Origin of the sequence: Affinirhizobium lemnae (assembly GCF_022968395.1) — a bacterium.
GTDB lineage: Bacteria > Pseudomonadota > Alphaproteobacteria > Rhizobiales > Rhizobiaceae > Neorhizobium > Neorhizobium lemnae.
In genome coordinates, this window is record NZ_JALJQZ010000016.1 from 40,828 (window position 1) to 58,607 (window position 17,780).

The 17,780-nt window shown below is 56.5% G+C and carries 15 protein-coding genes; 3 read left to right on the plus strand and 12 right to left on the minus strand.

Annotated features, from left to right (window positions below; translation table 11 throughout):
* The first annotated feature begins 132 nt into the window (after positions 1-132).
* Entirely contained in the window at positions 133-1,275 is a 1,143-nt protein-coding gene (locus MUU53_RS12020) for an RHE_PE00001 family protein (RefSeq protein ID WP_247261094.1), read from the plus strand.
* Between the two features lie 18 nt (positions 1,276-1,293).
* Here the strand turns inward: MUU53_RS12020 and MUU53_RS12025 are convergent, their stop codons facing one another.
* From MUU53_RS12025 to MUU53_RS12065, 9 genes are all read right to left on the minus strand, one after another.
* Positions 1,294-3,198 carry a DNA phosphorothioation-associated putative methyltransferase gene (locus MUU53_RS12025; protein ID WP_247261095.1) on the minus strand — a complete coding sequence of 635 codons (1,905 nt, stop codon included), beginning with the start codon at positions 3,196-3,198 and terminating at the stop codon, positions 1,294-1,296.
* Between the two features lie 109 nt (positions 3,199-3,307).
* On the minus strand, positions 3,308-4,192 hold the full coding sequence (locus MUU53_RS12030) for a hypothetical protein (protein WP_247261096.1): 885 nt from the start codon (positions 4,190-4,192) through the stop codon (positions 3,308-3,310).
* Positions 4,192-5,358 (minus strand): AAA family ATPase, encoded by a 1,167-nt coding sequence (locus tag MUU53_RS12035; RefSeq protein ID WP_247261097.1) that lies wholly within the window; start codon positions 5,356-5,358, stop codon positions 4,192-4,194. Before MUU53_RS12035 ends, MUU53_RS12030 begins: the two co-directional genes overlap by 1 nt.
* A gap of 2 nt (positions 5,359-5,360) precedes the next feature.
* Positions 5,361-6,848 carry an FtsK/SpoIIIE domain-containing protein gene (locus tag MUU53_RS12040; RefSeq protein WP_247261098.1) on the minus strand — a complete coding sequence of 496 codons (1,488 nt, stop codon included), beginning with the start codon at positions 6,846-6,848 and terminating at the stop codon, positions 5,361-5,363.
* On the minus strand, positions 6,848-8,884 hold the full coding sequence (locus tag MUU53_RS12045; protein ID WP_247261099.1) for an AAA family ATPase: 2,037 nt from the start codon (positions 8,882-8,884) through the stop codon (positions 6,848-6,850). Before MUU53_RS12045 ends, MUU53_RS12040 begins: the two co-directional genes overlap by 1 nt.
* 259 nt (positions 8,885-9,143) lie before the next feature.
* The gene (locus MUU53_RS12050; RefSeq protein ID WP_247261100.1) at positions 9,144-9,569 is read right to left on the minus strand and encodes a DndE family protein; all 426 of its coding nucleotides are present in this window, start codon (positions 9,567-9,569) and stop codon (positions 9,144-9,146) included.
* Entirely contained in the window at positions 9,566-11,578 is a 2,013-nt protein-coding gene (locus MUU53_RS12055; RefSeq protein ID WP_247261101.1) for an AAA family ATPase, read from the minus strand. The genes MUU53_RS12050 and MUU53_RS12055 overlap by 4 nt, the downstream gene beginning before the upstream one ends.
* A 218-nt stretch (positions 11,579-11,796) precedes the next feature.
* Entirely contained in the window at positions 11,797-12,927 is a 1,131-nt protein-coding gene (gene dndC / locus MUU53_RS12060) for a DNA phosphorothioation system sulfurtransferase DndC (RefSeq protein WP_247261102.1), read from the minus strand.
* Positions 12,924-14,072: a cysteine desulfurase family protein gene (locus tag MUU53_RS12065; RefSeq protein WP_247261103.1), complete on the minus strand. Its 1,149-nt coding sequence runs from the start codon at positions 14,070-14,072 to the stop codon at positions 12,924-12,926. The genes dndC and MUU53_RS12065 overlap by 4 nt, the downstream gene beginning before the upstream one ends.
* A gap of 732 nt (positions 14,073-14,804) precedes the next feature.
* On the opposite strand from MUU53_RS12065, the gene MUU53_RS12070 reads away from it, so the two are divergent.
* The gene (locus tag MUU53_RS12070) at positions 14,805-14,969 is read left to right on the plus strand and encodes a hypothetical protein (RefSeq protein ID WP_188134468.1); all 165 of its coding nucleotides are present in this window, start codon (positions 14,805-14,807) and stop codon (positions 14,967-14,969) included.
* A gap of 27 nt (positions 14,970-14,996) precedes the next feature.
* Here the strand turns inward: MUU53_RS12070 and MUU53_RS12075 are convergent, their stop codons facing one another.
* Together MUU53_RS12075 and MUU53_RS12080 are read right to left on the minus strand one after the other, a co-directional pair.
* Positions 14,997-16,268, minus strand: coding sequence for a Y-family DNA polymerase (locus MUU53_RS12075; protein ID WP_247261104.1), 1,272 nt, complete (start codon positions 16,266-16,268; stop codon positions 14,997-14,999).
* Entirely contained in the window at positions 16,265-16,696 is a 432-nt protein-coding gene (locus MUU53_RS12080; RefSeq protein WP_234614051.1) for a LexA family protein, read from the minus strand. The genes MUU53_RS12075 and MUU53_RS12080 overlap by 4 nt, the downstream gene beginning before the upstream one ends.
* Before the next feature lie 177 nt (positions 16,697-16,873).
* Between MUU53_RS12080 and MUU53_RS12085 the strand changes: the two genes are divergently transcribed.
* On the plus strand, positions 16,874-17,221 hold the full coding sequence (locus tag MUU53_RS12085; RefSeq protein ID WP_107341902.1) for a hypothetical protein: 348 nt from the start codon (positions 16,874-16,876) through the stop codon (positions 17,219-17,221).
* On the opposite strand, the gene MUU53_RS12090 is transcribed toward MUU53_RS12085, so the two are convergent.
* Positions 17,215-17,556, minus strand: a complete 342-nt coding sequence (locus MUU53_RS12090; protein WP_247261105.1) for a hypothetical protein — start codon at positions 17,554-17,556, stop codon at positions 17,215-17,217. The genes MUU53_RS12085 and MUU53_RS12090 overlap by 7 nt on opposite strands.
* Positions 17,557-17,780: the final 224 nt, after the last annotated feature.

The following is a 17,780-nucleotide window of genomic DNA, read 5'->3' on the forward strand; positions in this document are numbered from 1 at the left end:
TTTCTGATTTGCGACTCGAAATCAATCACCATCGATAAGGGTTACTTATCGATGGTGAGAACAACAACCAGCAATCATACCATGTGAGGAACCTTAATATTTGTATAGAGTTCGTTTAACAAATCATTTACTATGATTTCAATGGCTTACGATCTCGCGAAAATCAGCATATCAACCCTGATGCGGCCGGCTTTCGACGCCGGTATCGCACTTACCCGTCTCGACGAGCGCATCGCTCGTTCGCCGGTCGGCGCAGGGTTCCTCGAGCGCCAGAATTTTGCCGATGCCTGTGCATCGCTGTGGATCGACGGCGAACTCGTTCATCTCGAAGACCTCGTCCTCCACGACGCGTTTCGCGATACCCGCACACCCACCCACGAACTCACCATCGCCCGCGACGTGTTGCGAACCCGCCGGCGCATTGCTGGTCAGTCGCCCGACTGGGCCTTGTCCGCCGAGGGTATCCGAACTTTGCGACAGACTTCGGACATCACTTCCACCGGCGCGACCGAGGCAGCGAAGACGGCCGGCGTCGTGCGGCCCGCGGTCGCCGTCGACCCGGAAGGGGAGGGGGACGATGGTGATCAGGCGGAGAATCTCCCCGGCGTCGACTATGCCGCTATCGATGCGCTGTTGGCCCGATCGGAGGCGGCGATAGAGCACGCGAGGCGTCCCGGGCGTGCTGATACCCGAGAACGAGATCCTCTCGTCTATGACCTCGACTGGGATGAGGATGCCCGGCTCGACGAATGGCGCGGCGCGCTGCGCCAGGCCGAAAACTTGCCGGCGGTGCTGCAGGCGATCATTGCCCTCGATGTTTGGAACGAATTTTTGGTCCTTCAGCACGCGCCCTGGCTCGGCCGGCTATTGGCTGCCTCGATCCTGCGCCAGGCCGGCATCACGTCAGGCGCGCATCTCGCCGCCATCAATCTCGGCTTGAAAACCATTCCTGTCGATCGGCGCCGCCATCGTGATCGGGAAATCCGGCTGCTGGGCATCGCCCATGGAGTTTTTTCGGCCGCCGAGATCGGCATGAAAGAGCATGACCGGCTGACGCTTGCTCGGCAGATGATGGAGCGCAAATTGGCGGGAAGACGAACGTCTTCAAAACTGCCGGAGCTGGTCGAGCTGGTTATGGCAAAGCCATTGGTGTCGGCCGGCATGGTCGCAAAAACGCTTGAGGTGACGCCGCAGGCGGCGCGGCGGATCGTTTTGGAGCTCGGCTTGAGGGAGATGACGGGCAGGGGGAGGTTTCGGGCGTGGGGAGTCCTTTAGCAGAGCAATGATGTTTGATTATCTTTTCAATATGCCTCTTAACATCGCACTGAGCGTGCGCCCTTCCGGGCCGTTTCCGTGTCTGTCGACGACTCCGTGAGCGACGAGTCTAGCCTCTATAGAAAGCTGCCGCTCAAGATTGGGCGCATCGCGTTCCATAAATCGAGACTTGGTAAACAGCACGCGGTCCGAAAAATCCTTGCTTTGACTTGAGAACCGAGCCAGATCGACCATAACTCGAGAGGAAATCTTCGGTAAAGGAGACTCCATGTTGCTGCAAACGTAGCCCTTCAGCTTTCCACGAGAGGGACCGATTTCCACGATGTCACAGGTGCTGAAACCAGGGGACACAAACTCCGCGCAGCCAAGCATCAACCTGATCCCTATCGGAAGGCGCTGCTCGCTCGCCATCCCAAAGGACAGGGTGTCTTGATTGGTCGTCGCTACACCGCTTGTAACGGCCGAGCGAAAGATCTCGGTCAACGCGTCGAACGCTTGAAGTGCTTGCAGTTGCTCGCGTGCTTCTTCGAGAAGGTGCTCATGGCTACCGAAGAAATACCTAACACTCCGACGGATCGAGGGTGGCAATGACGTGTATTTTGGCGATCCTGGAAAAAGCGACAGGGCAGCCATAACAACCAAGTCCTCGCGCCTTTTCCGGGCTGCATCTTCCAGTTCGGCGCTATCAAAACCCACAACACAGGAACGAATAGCCGCCGTTGGAGAAAGCGATGCGAGAGCGATGAGAGAAGAAGTATCGGGATCGACTTCAAGGGGAGTAGGAACTCGTCCAAGGCTAAGCGTGAGGTCCCACAGGGCGGAGGTGACGGCCGGGGGCACCTCCCGCGTGGCTTTAGAAGTGCGAACGGGGCGAGCAAGATGCATTGAGCTCAGCGAGGCTGAAGAAATTCGTGAATACCTGGCGAACCTGATCTCCTGTTCAAGTTCCCCATCTTTGAAGCACGCAACCGACCCATTTCCCAAAGTGAGTGCCTGCTCGCCGACGACCTCCGATACCCAAGAAATAAGCTCGGCCTGGGTGTAGTATTTCTGGAAGGTCGCTATGGATGTCAGATATCCGTCGCCGTGGCTTGTATGTCCCTCGACGTTTGCCTGGTTCCCGAGCATTGCCGACACGCAGAGCCCTCTCCTACAATATGACCAGGCAGACCTAAGGGTGTCAGCCCTCTCGCGTGGATCTTCGATGACGTTGACCACAAAACCGAGGTTCACGATGTCGGCCTCTCTTTTTATCCCATTGGGATTGTGCGCGGGATCCCAGCCGAACGCTTCATAGCCGCTCTTCGTTAGGATCGCGACGTCGCTGCCGAGACCGCAGCCGTAGTCGAACATACTATATTCAGGCCGAAGCATGCCATGCTTCAACATAAGGGCCACAGGAGCGGACAAGTCGTACCGGGTAATTGCAGTCTTATGACGTTCGACGGTGGCAAACGAAGCGTGACGAAGACGAGGGCCGTCCACGACCAGTCCCGCGTCCGACACGAGTCTGAACCAAGCCTCGCGGGTACCGATCCGTTTGGGGTCAGCGAAGAGACCGTGACGTTCCGCAAGAGCAGTGATTGAGCTGAAAGCGGGTCGCCGGGCGTCATCCTCAGCAAGAAGCAATTCCTTCCGGTGCAGGATCGGAGGGTTCTCGCGACCCGAGTAGTCCGTGTCCGTGAAAGCGAGCTCAGGGAGCTTGAAAGTCCTCGCCCGCAATAGAGCCGGGAAGGCGTGTCCATCGAAATCCTGGTACTGCAGCAGCGAAACCTTGCCTGTTTCGACCTTAACGACATTCCAGGCGAAGGAGGACCCGATACACATGGCCGAGGCGACAATGCGCAGCGTGTCGATGGGGAGGGCTTCGATCGCATCCCGATGGAGGTATAGTGATCGACCGACCGTTTTCCCAGAAGCCATCGTCCAAGCATTCTCTCTCAGCAGGCGCGCCGTAGAAATCGCAGCCGGAAATCAACCTTTCCCGAACCGTCCGCTCCTGCCTCCGGATTTTTCAGCCAGATCCTAGCACCTACAATCCGGTTCTCGAGAAGACATTCTCTCTGAATTCGGTCGCGTAGGGAAGTTTTGCCAACTCGTCGGCGAGATGACCTTCCCAATATTTGTTGACCCCGTACACGTTCTGGATCTTCGCAAGAGCGCTCTTTCCGTCGGATAGCCGTTTCCGCTCCGCCGATTTCAGCGCTTCTTCCATTGTGTCGAAACGGGTCTTTATAAGCCGAAGTAGCGATTTGAACTCTGTGCGAAAGACGTCCCAAGGGCAGCCAGCCGCGGCAACCTTTTCCTTGAGCAGCCTGAGAAACCCAGTCCGAGAACGGTCAGTGAAGAACATTCCACTGTCCAGAATGCCGGAGATCGCCTGCGCCGAGTGGAGACGAGCGCTCGTGTACTTGCATACGGCACTGGAGAAGTAACGGTCAACGATCCCGTTGATCAACGCGCGAACGTCGTCAGCCGACCTAGTGTTCATACCAGCGAGGGTCCTGTCTTTGACGACGTAGTGACAGACGTCCGTGTGCCTCAACAGAATGTTCTCCGCCTCGTGTTCCGCCAGGAAAAGAACACCATCGAGCTCCGGATCATCCACCACGAATGTCGGTTCAACGCATTCGAGCATCTTCTCAAAGCCGAGATGCGACGATGCGGCCGCTTCGCCATCAATCAGCCCAAAGACCTTCCTGTTGGTGACGCGCTCGCGTTTCACCCGCGCAATTGCGGGTCCGCAGCCTGTTCCGCCTTCCGGGGGGATCTTGAATTCGATCCGCTCGGCGTGTCCCGGCCCCACCAGCACACCGAAGAGATTGGCGTCACTTTCGGCTTCCACGTAAACCACGACCTTGCCGATGTAGATGTTATCCAGCTCGGCTGGATCCGAAATCTGAGACAGGTTTGCCATTACTGGATGTCGCTCTCTATCAGGTGTCCGCCCTTAACCAGGCCCTCTTCCTTCACGTTGTGCTGGAAAACGTGCATCAGCTCACGGTTGTGTGTCGTGAATATTAGGGTGAGGGCGGTGTATTTCCGGAGAAGCTCTTTCATCGCCTCGAACAGCCGGTTCATCCACCTTGTATGGAGATGAATCTCGATCTCATCGACGAGGATGATCGTGTTAGAGGTCATATGCGTCAGTGTCCGCCCGAGAATCTGGAGCATTGCTCGCTCGCCGTGGCTGAGAGCGGCTAGCGAATGTGCCCCATAGCGGGTTTTCACGTAAGTTCTCAGCTCCTCGCGCTGAGGTTGAGTTATTGACTTTGACGGGTCATCCTTGAAAATGAGTGCGTTCAAAAATGACAAAAGATCGTCCACGCGACGGTCCCCCGCACCGTCGGAGCGCCTGTCGGCGAGCCATTCAAGCCACACTAGGACGTTGTCGATGGAGGTACCCCACTCTGGGCCATCGGAGCTGAAGATCTGAGCTGGCTGGTAGCCCCAGATATCTGGCCTCGTCACGGCGAAGTGTTCCACAGGCGCGACCACGCGTCGGTCTGCCGGGAAATAAAGGATAGCGGGAAGGTTTTGAGACAAGCCAAAAAGCTCGCTCGGCGGTTGGCCCAGGGAGCGATGCACCACATCATAAAAGAGAGCACCTAATTCGTTCGTCTGCGAGCTTACGCTCAAGCCTTGGGGCGTCATTGATAAACCGAGACCAGCCCAGTTACGGGTCTGGGCCACAGAATCAAGTTCTTCCTGCGTCCAGCTCCGCACGGGTCCGGGAGAGCCCGTCCACAGCGACAACAAAACGTCCTGCGAAACGCCGTCGATCGTCCAGGTAGCCCGGATATCAACCTGCGCCTGACCCGCAGCTGCGAATTGTGCGAATCTGCCGCATGGCTTCTCGTCTAGGAGGCCGAAAAGGCCGAATATCGCCTCGAGAACCGTGGTTTTACCGTAAGCGTTCTTTGCCAGCACCATAAAGATGTTTGCGGGACCTGCGACATAGGGGTCCGACGACCCCGGCTCGATCCCAAAAAAATCAAACTCCCGCTTACCGTTGCGGAATGGCCCAAGCTCGTCAACTGTCAGGCGGATCAGCTTCCAGTCCGATATCGTTAAGTTCTGCATGTTTATCTCAATGTTTCACTGATGTCGGAAGGAAGAACCCGGCTTCCGTGACCTCTCACCACTTGTTGTCCCGTGAATTTCACAAGCATGTCGCCCTTGCCGAGAAGCTGTTCGGCACCGCCTTCATCTAAAATGATCCTCGATTCAGCGTTTTTCTGTACCGTGAGAGCGATACGGCTCGGTATGTTCGATCGAAGCAGGCCAGGAAAAGTGGCGGCCTCGGGCCTCTGTGTTGCTAATACGAGATGGATTCCCGATGAACGGGACTTCTGAGCCAGCTTGATAAGGGGAATCTCGATCTCGCGACGGTTCAAGAACAGGTCCCCGAGTTCATCGACCACTGCGACGATCCTCTTAAGGCGCGCGCCTTTATCAAGGGCCTCGGAGATGTCACGGGCACCAAGTTCTTTGAAAACCGTCTGCCGACGCTCCATCTCTTCAACCAGTTCATTGAGTGCCCTGTAGGCGTCGTCGGGCGTTACCACAGGCTCGTTACCGATCAAGTTGGGCAAGCCGCGGTAGCCCGCGAATTCTACTGCCTTTGGGTCGATAAGAAGCAGCTCTGGAGCCGACGCCTTGTTGTGATTCAGCGAAAGCAGGATGGAATGAAGGCACATGCTTTTGCCGCTGCCTGTCGTGCCACCAATGAAAAGATGTGGCGCTTCGGCAAGATCAATCAGCAGGGGCTCACCGAGCACGCTGGTACCGAGGCAAATCGGCAGCGACATCTTGGACGCTGCGGGGCTGTTCAAAGCGGAGACGATGTCCGTCCAGTTTACGGTTTTCCAGGTGGTCGAAGGGCGGGGCACGTCGAGCACAACCGTCCGCTCGCTGGTGCCGACGGCGATGTCGATCTTCCTGTCCCCGAGGCCAAGGGCAAAGCCGATCTTATCTTGCCCGCGGCGAAGTCGATCTAAATCATCCAGGAGGGGTAGCTCGTAGCTGAAGCGCGTAAGGCGTGGCCCGGCGGACGTTGACTGCAGTTTGGCATCCACGCCGATCTGGCCGAGAGCCCGTGTCACACGTTCGCCGAGGTCGTCGCTCGTCTCTCCGCTGTCGGCCTCTTTTACTCGATCGACCAGGACTTCGTCGAGGATGTAGCGGTTCAAATCTGACTGGTCGTGCCACTCTTCATTGAGAACGGCAAGGCCGCGTCTGACGTGACGCTGGAGTGCCGCGTGGTAGCGGTCCTCATCCTCGAATAGGTCGACACCTTCGTAGATCGATAGCATCGCACAGTACAGGTCCGTGAAGTCTTCAAATTCGTTAGCCCTACCTTCGCCGATAAGCTGCTGGGGATGCAATTCGACACCACCGCGCTGCGCCGGAAGAGTTGGGTAAAGCTCGATCGAAGGAGCCTCGATCATTTGAAGCGAACGGGCTAATGCCAAACGCGCTATAGTCCACTGATCGAGTTTTTGTCGCCAACCCTGAGAGACGCGTTCGATTATGGCGCGCTCATCTTTCGTTAGGTGGATACGGGAAACCATCAGGTGAGCTCCACGAGGGCCTGGCCCCTTTTCACTTCTGCTGCGTCACCCGTGTTGTTTTCGATCAGATAGTGCTCGGCTACTCGCGGCTCTAGAAGAGCACGCTTCCTGCCATCGATTTCGGCGTTGGTGGGAAGAATGATGACCTGCTTGGCCAGTGCAGGATAGTACGCCTTGAGTAGATGGTCTTGGTTCTCGCGGTCGATACGGCCGAGCGGGGTGTCGATTATTACGGGTATGTCACGATTGGCAGTGTCTTTCATTGCCCATAGGAGTGCCGTCGCCGCCAGCTGCTTCATACCACTCGACAGGCTCGTGCGGCCAATCGCTCTTCCGTTCTCTTCATAGAAGGTCAGAACATATGTGTCATCGATCCCGATCCGCCTAATCAAAGGATGAGAGATAATTCGGCGGAACCGGTCATTAAGCAACTCTTCAAGCTCAGTGCGTGTGGCATCTTTCAGCCTCAACGCAATCTCATTCAGCGCCCTTGAAACGGCGGACGCAAACTTGCTCTCCTCCATTTCCGTGCTGGCTTGGTTCTGGCTTGCCTGAAGATGGATGATCGTCTCCGCGATTTGGACACGTTGTACCTTGAAATCAGCGAGCTTGGTTGTTGAAACGCCTTTCTGCTGGTTCAGGCGCGCTTCCTTGACCCGCAGTTCCTCGATCTTGTTTATCACGTCGCGGTATTCTTCGAGATTGCCTTGGGCGCCAACTTCAAGTTTGAGCAGCGCCTCGGTAACTTCGGCCAGTTCCGTCTTCGTTTGGGTCGCCTGCTGAAGTAGGCGAACATATGCCTCTTGCCGTTCGCCGCCTGCGGAGCTCCAATGCTCGACTATTCGCCGCATTTTTTCTATTCGAAAAACATCCGCGGCGGCGAATGATCCGGGGGCAGAGCTGGAGAGGTTGAGTGCACCGTTCAGCTTTCCGGAAAGATAGCGAGCAATGCCGGCGACATCCTCATGAGAAATATCGGGCGCGGCTTCGGCGACCCAGCCAGGGAGCTGCGTGTCTATCTGTCTCACGAAATTTGCTTCGGCAGATCCACCAGCGGCGATGCGGGCTTCGACCTCGTCGCGCACACGCTTGAGTAGCCGAAGATTAGCCACGACCGGGATATCGAGTGGCAGCTTCGTGGATATCTCGGCTACGCAATCCTCAAGCTGTTTATTCAGCTTTTTCAACTGCGTTTCGAGCGCTTCGCGCTGGAGTTCAGACGCGCCTGAACTAAGATTCGCCCTGCGGATCTCCAGCCTGCGCAAATCAAGGCCATCGGATGTAAGGGTATCGTCAATAGCGACAAGCTGCTCCTCCAGCTCAAAGATCGATGTCTCGATACTCCGCTGCGTGGCCAGGGCGTCATCTACCTTACGTCGAAGGTCGGCATGCATCCCTCGAAGACGCCGTTCGTCCGCGACCTTCCGGACTTCCTCCGCGAGTTCTTCAACGAATGTAAGCTGCAGAAGCAAGTTGATGTCTTTTTGGAAGCTCCCAGACGACTCCGCGATGCTCTTGATGTCCTCACCGTCAAAAAAGAAAAACTTGACCAGATCGCGGGGTAGCGTTTCGTCGAGAAAGTCCTCTGCCGGGTCGCCGGCCATTCTATTACCATCGAAGTCGACGTAAACCCCGGATGTCGTGCTGTCTCCCTCGGTTTGCCACCAGCGTTGTGCGGTAAATTCCCTCTCATCTTGATCGGTCCAACTGATCTCGACGAATGACTCGACAGTCTCTTTGAGAACCGCAGCCTTACGCCTTGCGCTGCGGTTGATCAGGCCAGACCAACGCGCACCATCGCCAAGCAGGTACTGCTTTTCGTTAAGCACGGAGGGCGGGAAGCCAACCATCCGAAATTGCTTTTGTGCAATGCCTGTGAACAGAAGTTTCACGGCATTCAGAAAGCTAGTTTTACCCATACCGTTGCGACCCCAGATCAACACGACGTTGCGCGATTGACTGGTAACGGAAAAGTCGAAATTTATGGTGCCGTCGTAGGCGAAGATATTCTGTAGCCGGACTCGAGTGAATTTCATTTACTCTCAACCCGCCGCTTTTCGAACTCGTCTTCGAAAATCCCCGCTATGTCGCGGCGTAGGTTCGGGCGCGCACCCCAAGCAAGAAGATCACGGTGCCTCGTCTCAAGATCCAGCAAGCGGAATATCAACTCCGCGTCTAGACCCGAGCGGTCACAAACTTCTCTTACAATTGATGACCTGAGTTCTTGATTCCGCATCGTCCACCATGATGCAACTTATAATCGACGTCTTTCAAAAAGTGTATAACTTTATCGGGTTACGGATGTGTTGCGAGCAGATTTTCTACCACGCTCACGATCCCGTCCTCGATTTTATTCAGCTTCAGCTCGAGCATGTTCAGCCCTCGCGCCCAGTGCTGGGCAACTAAATCTTGAAACTCGCGGCGCGAAAGATCGTCCGCGCCCGAATGCTCTACGATTATAGCGATCCATGCGGCGAGGTCGCTTTCGTCCTGGCCGAACAACGTGTCGCCCTTGATGGGCTTGCCATAAGCCTCGATATGGGTCGAGGGGGGCGTTGGATCAGAAAGCGAAACCGATATCGCCAGCCGCGCTGGTTGATAGCGGAACGTGAAACCCCACTCCCGCTGAAAACGGCTGTTCTCATGATCAGCTGGGAGGGATGTGCGGAAATCGGCTCGCGCTATGTCGCCGAGCTGTAGTGGATATCGGACCGTGCTCATGCCGCCCTCTGTCTGAAATAGCCGTCCTCAAGTACGGTGCTGCCGAGGAGGCCATCATCTGACCTGTATGAAAGGGTGTATTCGGCGGATATGCTATCCGCAATCTGGTCGTAGTATCGTCCGCCGACCTCTTCGGGCTGAGAGAGGATGATGACCTGACTTCCGCCATTTTTGAAGAAGTCGAGCACGCGCTCCCGATGTGCAGTGTCAAGACGGCCAAGCGGCGTATCGATGACCAACGGGAGCTGCGACCCTACCAGTCCTCCGACAGCCGAAATCAGCGATGTCGCGAATATCTGGTTTTCGCCCGCAGAGGCCTCCGCCTGGCTAATATCAGCCCCGGCCGCATCGAAAATCTTGACCGAGCCGTCTTCGTTGATTTCGATCCGCTGAATAACTGTCTTGTGTGCGAGCTGGCGGTAGTTTGACGAGACCTTGTCGGCCAAGGCGGCATAATATTCAGGTACGATCTGATCGATGGCGTTCAGGATTTCAATGCGCAGACTTGTGGCGGCGTCTACCACGGGCAGCCCGGCAGCGGTTCCACGGCGCTGGATCAGCCTCCGCTCCAGATTCGTGCGCTTCGCCACCAGCTCGTTCTCGATATGCCACAGCTGTTGGGCAATCTCGCGTTGCTTTCTTTCTACCGCCTCAAGTTCACCGTTTATCTCGCGGAGAACTGCTGAGTAGCGGCTTCTGGCGGATTCAATGCCTTCTTCAAACTGGAGCGCTTCGTCGCTGTCTTTCACGATCTGACCAAGCTCTTTTGCCCGCCGGATAAATTCGGGTAGCTGGACTTTCGCATCCTGAACGCCTTGTCCGAGGCCCTGGATAACGCGTTCAACATCGTATCGGTCGAGGTATTTGTGGCGAGCCTGATCAGCTACATTCGCGGGGCGCGAGACTGTCCACGCTGATCGTACCCTCTCCTTTATCATTCTGCCTGTCGCGAGATCGACCTTGGGCTCGATCTGATCGAGGGCATTTAAAAGGTTCTCAAGTGCAAGCTCGGACGGGTTGCCGTCCAGAACGCGGCTGCTTGCTGTCTTCTCAAGCGCGCTGATCGTTCTCTTCATCAACGGCCGACCGAAAAGCAGGTACGGGAGAAGCCGTGACGCGGTTGCGGCCATTTCGCTCCGGAGGCCGGCTAGTTGCTGGATCGCGTTATGTTTAGCTTCGAGCGTTTCGTGCCTGTCCTTGAAGCTCTGGTTCGTGAGTGCGCCCATGTCGTGAACGATCGCGTCGCGTCGCTGCTTGAGGGTGGCAGCCTCTGCTTCTACGGCGTCGCGTTCGCGTACACACTCGGCTTGCTTGTCTTCAAGTTCGGTAACATCCCGTCGTAGCTCTGCATCGACATCCTCGTCGACAAGATCGCGAGAGCGATCTTTCACATAGTCGGAAAGGTCGGCAGCCAAACGCTTGAGCGACGAAATCCCCAAGGCGCTCTCAATTCCTATTCTGACCTGTTCTCTGATGTCCCTCCGGCCGAGCTCTACGACGCGCTCGCCATCGAATAGAAAAAACGGGATCATGCTGGCAGGGGCGACGATCGAGGCGACAAGGCTTTCGTAGAAAGATATAGGGTCTTCATCTTGAGGAACCGCCACGATATCGCGGTCCTTGCCAAGGCGGATCACGACCTCTTCGTCATCCTCGAACAACTGGCCATCATCATCGAAGTACCAGCGTCGTTCGATCTCCATCTGGCCGTTGGGTATCGATAGCTCCACAACTACGGACGACATCCGCTCGCCGCGATCGTAAGCTGGCTTGTGGAATGCCCGCTCGATAAAACTGCGGTATTCCGCTCGCCGGACGACTTCCGACGCCTGGACTGAGCCGCGACCACCATCGATGAAGCTGCCCACGCCATAGAGTCCCGCGATGAGGGCATCAAGAATACTCGTCTTGCCGTTCCCGTTGTTACCGCCGATCAGCACAATCGGACGGTCGGGCGCCGTTGTTGGAAACTCGAGGTCCGCGGCATCGAAGGCCTTCCAGTTGGACATCCTGATGCGTTTAAACTGGCATCTGCGCCGCAGACCATCGTGTACTGCCGCTATCTGATTCCTGAGCTCCTCTGGCTCAATGGTGGTCGAAGCGAAAATGCTGTCGAAGTGAAGAAAAAGCCGTCGGCGGTTCTTATGGGAGCCAAGCATAGATTTGGCTTCCAGTAATTGTTCAAGAATATTACTCATCTACTCTAGCCATACGAGCTCGCGCCGTTCTAGGCAGAAAGATTAGAGAGATCTTCTGCCCATATTCTTTTGATGGTGGCGATTTCCTCGTCACTGATGAGTGCCAAGGAAACCTCCTCCTGCATGGCGACTAGCTTATCAAGGATTTGTCGTCTTGCGTCCAGTGTAAAGGGGCCTGGGATCAGACGACCATCTCCGACAAAATTCAGCTTTCCGTTGCGGCGGGTGGCCATTCTCATCGATCCGTCTTCGCGGATTTCCTTGAGCCAGTCCCGGAATTCGAGAAGGGGCTCAAGATCTCCATAACCGGATTCGATGAACGATTCCGCGCTCTTGTCTTTCTCGACCACGGTACATGTCCAGCAACCAAACCGGGAGGAACTGGTCCCGCAAGACGGCGCTTCGCTCTTATCGGTGACAAGTGGACACTCCCCAGCGCCAGCGTTCCGGTACATGGTCACCAGTTCGCGGTGCGTCCCTCCCCAAGGCGGGCTTGACTGCAACAGGGTCTGCCATACTTCTTCGGTGGTCAACTCGACGATCGGCTTATATACATAGCATTTCTTCAGGCTGTTGTGAGCATTCAGACGCTCTCCGTTTTCATAGCGTTCGACGCTACGCGCTCTCTGAGACGACTCGGCTCTCCTCACCCCGAGTAGCAGGATGGCCTGTCCTGACTCATCAACCTGGTTCTGGATGTACTCTGTGGTCGGAATTATCTTCATCCGGTCAGTGCACCAGCGAAACATCCTGCTTGGTGACGGATAGCCGCGTCCGATGAGGTTTACCCAAAACGTGTGGTCGATATCCGGCACCGTCTTCGCGACAGTGACAGGGAGCCGCAATGCGTCGATCGAGCCCGCGATGCGATCCAGTACAGACTGAAGGTGGCTCGCGATAACCGGAGATTCGACAAGCGTGTCGTTCGCTACCACGTGAACACGCCTGGTGCGAAGGCGGGGCGGCAGGGCCAGCAGCATCTCGAAAACGAGCTGGGCCAGCAACGTGCTGTCCTTGCCACCGGAGAAACCGATGATCCAAGGGGTGGAATGCGGCTGCACGTATTCATCGCGGAGATCAGCGAGCACCGATTTCAGTTTATCCGGGAGTCCCGGCTTAGCTGCAGCCTGGGCACTCGCTTGGTTGACCACGATGTTCATGCTCGTCTCCGAATGGATCGCAACTCACTGACACTCGCCGTAATAGCCCGTGCTGCGATCTCGATATCATGTTCCGTTGTAAGCGGTCCGAGTCCGATGCGAATGGCCGACTCCGCCATATGTCTCGGCAGCCCCATCGCCAGTAATACAGGCGATGGCTCAAGCGATTTCGCGCTGCACGTCGATCCCGTCGAGACCGACACTGATTGCTGAAGGTGATACGCTAGCGCCTCACCATCCACATCGTCGAAAGAAATGTTGATGTTACCCGGAAGACGGGCGGTCGCCGATCCATTCAACTTTGATCCGGAAATCGCCAGAAGCTCCGTTAGGAGCGAGTCGCGCAAACGACGCACGCGATCACTGGTTTCAGCCAGCTCCTGCTCGGCAAGCTGACAGGCAACACCGAAACCGACACACAGGGGAGTGGGGAGAGTGCCGGATCGCAGCCCTGCTTCCTGTCCGCCACCAGCAAGCTGCGGTTTCAACTTTGGCTTAACAAGCCGTCTCACGTAAAGAGCCCCGATACCCCCTGGCCCACCGAGCTTATGGCTCGAGATGCTCGCCAGATCGAGAACGCGTAGATCGAGTTCGATCTTGCCAGCGGCTTGAGCTAGATCAGAGTGGAGTAAGCCACCGCGAGTCCTGACAAGCTTAGAAAGCGCTGCTAGCGGTTGCAACACTCCGACTTCGTGGTTCGCCGCTGCGACCGACACGATACCCGTATCGGTGGTAATCATTTCTGCCGCAGCGTCAAGATCTATCAGCCCATCCGAGTGGACGGGAAGGAAAACGACCTCAAAGTTATCACGGCGAAGCGCTTGTGCCGCCTTCAATACCGAAGGATGTTCAACTGCGCCAATAACGACCTTTTTCTTGTTTTGAGCAGCCAATAGATCCCGTAGACCCGAAAAGACGAGGTTGTTGGCTTCGGTAGCACCAGAGGTGAATACGATCTCTGAAGGACGAGCTCCGATTAGGTGGGCAACTTGTCCACGAGAGTTTTCCACCGCATCGTGGGCTAACGTGCCGTGAATGTGAGTGGAGTGCGGGTTTGAATCGAAGCGTTCATAAGCTTCGAAGGTTGCCGCCCTAGCGGCCGGATGCATCGGCGCGTGCGAATGATAGTCGAGATAAACCGGCATAAGCCCATCACTTCGTTAAGTCCGCTCAAACTAAGCGAGCCCGCGTTCGACCACGATGATACACGGATTCGCAGCAAATCATTCACAAAGCTTACAACGGTCCCCAAAAAACAGACGAGCAGCGCGGCGCATCAAAACCGACCCGCACTCCGCGGACGCATTTACATCTGACTAAGCCATAATAGCCCATGGACTGTGACATGAGCCATTGATTTTACGGGAACTTCTAGATCACCTGTCGTAGGTTCGATTCCGTTCAAGGCGCAGGCGACTACGACCATGATCTTGGGGTCGCGCAATATGTGCGCGTGCCGACGACCGTCGCGAGGGCGATGCGCCATGTCATTCCGGCGCGATGAAACCATCATTCGCCCGCAGGCTGATGTTTCGCATGTTTCTGCAGCGCATTGCGATCCATGATGCTCCAGGCATGCTCTCTGAATAGCACTGGATTATCAGTCGTTCGGGGATCCCTTCGAACCCAAACCGTCTGCCGCGCGTAGCTGCTCCGAAGGAGCAAAAGAGGTGCCATACGGAGAGGTATATTCTCTCTCAACATTAGCCAATTACACCGACAAGGGAGGGTTGCGTCAACGATACGCGGTACCCCCAATTTCGCCGCTGCGCAACGAAATCGGCTCCCCCACGCCCCGTAGGCCGCCTTCGGCGGTCATTGACCCAAACCCTCCCTTATGGGGCCGGCACCTTTGTTTTCATTCAGAGGAGCTGACGATGACCACTTACGACCACATCAACGAACTGCGCGCTGAACTTGCAGCGTCCATCGACCAGGCCGAGCGCCAGCAGATCGCAGCCGAGCTGGCGTCAGCCGAAGCGAAGCTTGCCGAAGAGGATGCTGCTTTCGAAGCGCTGATCAGCGACGAGCCGCCCCACTAGGGCGGCTTCTCACTCATGGCCTAAACCTCATCTTGCCAGCGCGACTGGCAGCTCCTTTATGTTGGTCGTGTATCGCGGCGATCGGCGGTCAAACTTCGCTTGCCAGTCACGCTTGATTCCGGCCGACGCAGGGATGAGCGATCCTCGCCCGAATTTGCCGTTGACCGCATCGAGTGCGGTCATCAGCCGTTCCGACTGGTCACGGTCCCGTGCCTCGAATAGAGGGCGCGGCTGTGATTGCGCCGGCACCAGATCATTCATGATGATGCCGGCCTTGGCGTAGCGATGGCCGTTCCTGAAGATCTTGCGCACTCCGCTCTTAGCGGCCCGGATCAGGTCGAAAGTGTCGTTGGAAGCCTCGGGAAAATGGACCGTCGTCTGTGCCGAGTGCGGTCTGTCCTTCGAGTTGAAGCGCGATGTGTGCATGAAGACCGCCATATATGTCGCCTCGAGGCCATGACGCCGCAGTTTTTCCCCTGCCCTCGCTGCATAGGCCGCGACCGCCTCGAGCATTGGGGCCAGATCCGTAACCGGCGTTCCAAAGGATCGGGTTACGGCGCAGCCCTTCCGTTGTGGCGCCACGTCTTCGAGCGGCAGGCATGAAATGCCCTGCAGCTCCAGAACCGTCCTTTCGCCCACCACGCTCAGGAGATTGCGAGCAAGCCGCGCATCAACGCGGGCCAGGTCGCCGGCTGTCTCAATGCCCAGGCCGAAGAGTTTTCGCTCTGATGCCGATCCAACGCCCCAAACCTCTCCCACCTCGACGCGATCGAGCCAGCTTTGTCGAACGGCTGCATCTGTCAGATCGCAGACGCCGCCAAGCTCCGGGTTCCTCTTTGCAACGTGGTTTGCGAACTTCGCCAGTGTCTTGCTCGGGCCAATGCCGACACATGTCGGGATCCCGGTCCATTGCTGAACCGTGGACCGAAGATCGCGGCCGAAAGTAACGCGATCGGCGGGCCTGATGTCGGTCATATCCAAAAAGCTTTCATCGATCGAATAGACCTCAACATCCGGAGACCATTGCCGATAGATCGCATTCAGCCTGGCGCTCATGTCGCCATAAAGGGTGTAATTGCTAGAGTAGACCGCCACGCCGTTATCGCGACAGAGGTCACGGATCTTGAAGTATGGTTCGCCCATGCCAATTCCGAGCGCCTTGGCCTCCGCCGTCCTGGCGACGGCACAGCCGTCATTGTTGGACAGAACAATCACCGGGCGCTTGGCGATTGACGGGTCGAAGACGCGCTCGCAGGAGCAATAGAATGAGTTGCCGTCAATCAGCGCGAAGGAGGTCATACCTTTCTCCTCGGTCGCAGCCAATGAACGTTGCAGAGTGCCACGCCCCAGATCTCGACTTCTGCGATCTCCGGAAGGTCGAACAGCGGCATGTCCGAATTCTCGAACATCAGCCGCGGGCGACCACCTGTCATGCGCAGCCGCTTCAACGACCGCTCGCCATGTACGGTCGCTACGACAATATCGCCGTCGACCGGGCGCAGGCTGCGGTCGACCACGATCAAATCCCCGTGGAAGATTCCCGCGTCTCGCATCGAATTGCCGTCGACCTTCCACAAGAACGTCGCCGGCGGGTTCCGGATCAGGAGCTTTGTGAGGTCAATCGATTCTTCGATGTAGTCATCTGCGGGTGACGGAAAGCCGGCGCATAACCCATGGAGCATGAGAGGCACATAGACTTCTGCCTCGATTTTCAGGCCGGCGAGCATTTCAAGCTGGTCCTTTCGTGATACGGAATGAAAGGAACAAACAGGGAACTCATGGGCCGCTAAAAGTCAAGATGGAACATGACGCGAGCCTAATCTGCAGATTTGCACCTGACGCGAGTGTCCGCGTGGTGTTAACTTTTTGAGGCGTTGTCACAATGGAGAGGAATAAGGATCGCCATGACTGACGAAGTGGAACACCTGTCAAACACGCTGATGTGGACCGTCGGCATGATCACCCAAGCCGGGCCAGACGACCTCAAACGTGTGGCAAATGCCTATCGAGAAGCGCAGGATCTGGTTTCGCAGATTCCAAAGACCGAGGAAGGCGCGCGGCCTCGCATCGTCGCGTGCTTCCACAGGTCAGACAAATATCGCGCTGCGGACGATATCGCCTGCGTTGGATGGATCCTAACGGCGATCCAGGAGCGCGTGAACGAAGGCGATCTGCGAGACTGGAGGAAATTGCGAACAGTCGTAAAGCAGATGCTAAAGCTGCTGCCGGAGCCGACGCGCTCGCTTCACTGAATATTTGGTGTATCGAGAAGATGTTCAAAGCCCTCCCAGGTCGCCTTGTCGTCCACCCAATGACGCTGAAGCTCTTTCCATCTTCTGTCCGCCGAAACCTGCATCTTCGCGATGGTCTCAAGGAGTTGGCGCGAGAATAGCAGCTCGTCCTGTTGAGCGGTTTTGAATATGATACCGCCCTCTGGGTCATAGGAAACGTGAAGCAGCTGATTGTCCGCATCGAGGACGAACATGGACACTTCCGGTTCGTCATCCTCGTTTTTGGTTACGATCAGCGTATCGACTGGGTAGCCGCCGGTTGCCTTTTGCAGTGCCTGGTCAAAAGCATTGGTCATGGGATCACCTTTCCTGTCACTGTCGAATCTAACGGAACGGTTTTGGCGGGGGAAGTCGGTCCCGGCTTCCGCTTCGCGGCGCTATGCTAAGCCTCCTGCGGCTTCCCTTCTTCCGTCAAAACCGTGTCGAGAATTCCCGCTTTCCCGCCCCTGAAGGAGGAGCGGCGCTATGCTGAAAGCTCCGATGTTCTTCATTGTCCTTCTCGGATCTCGGACTGGCGCCG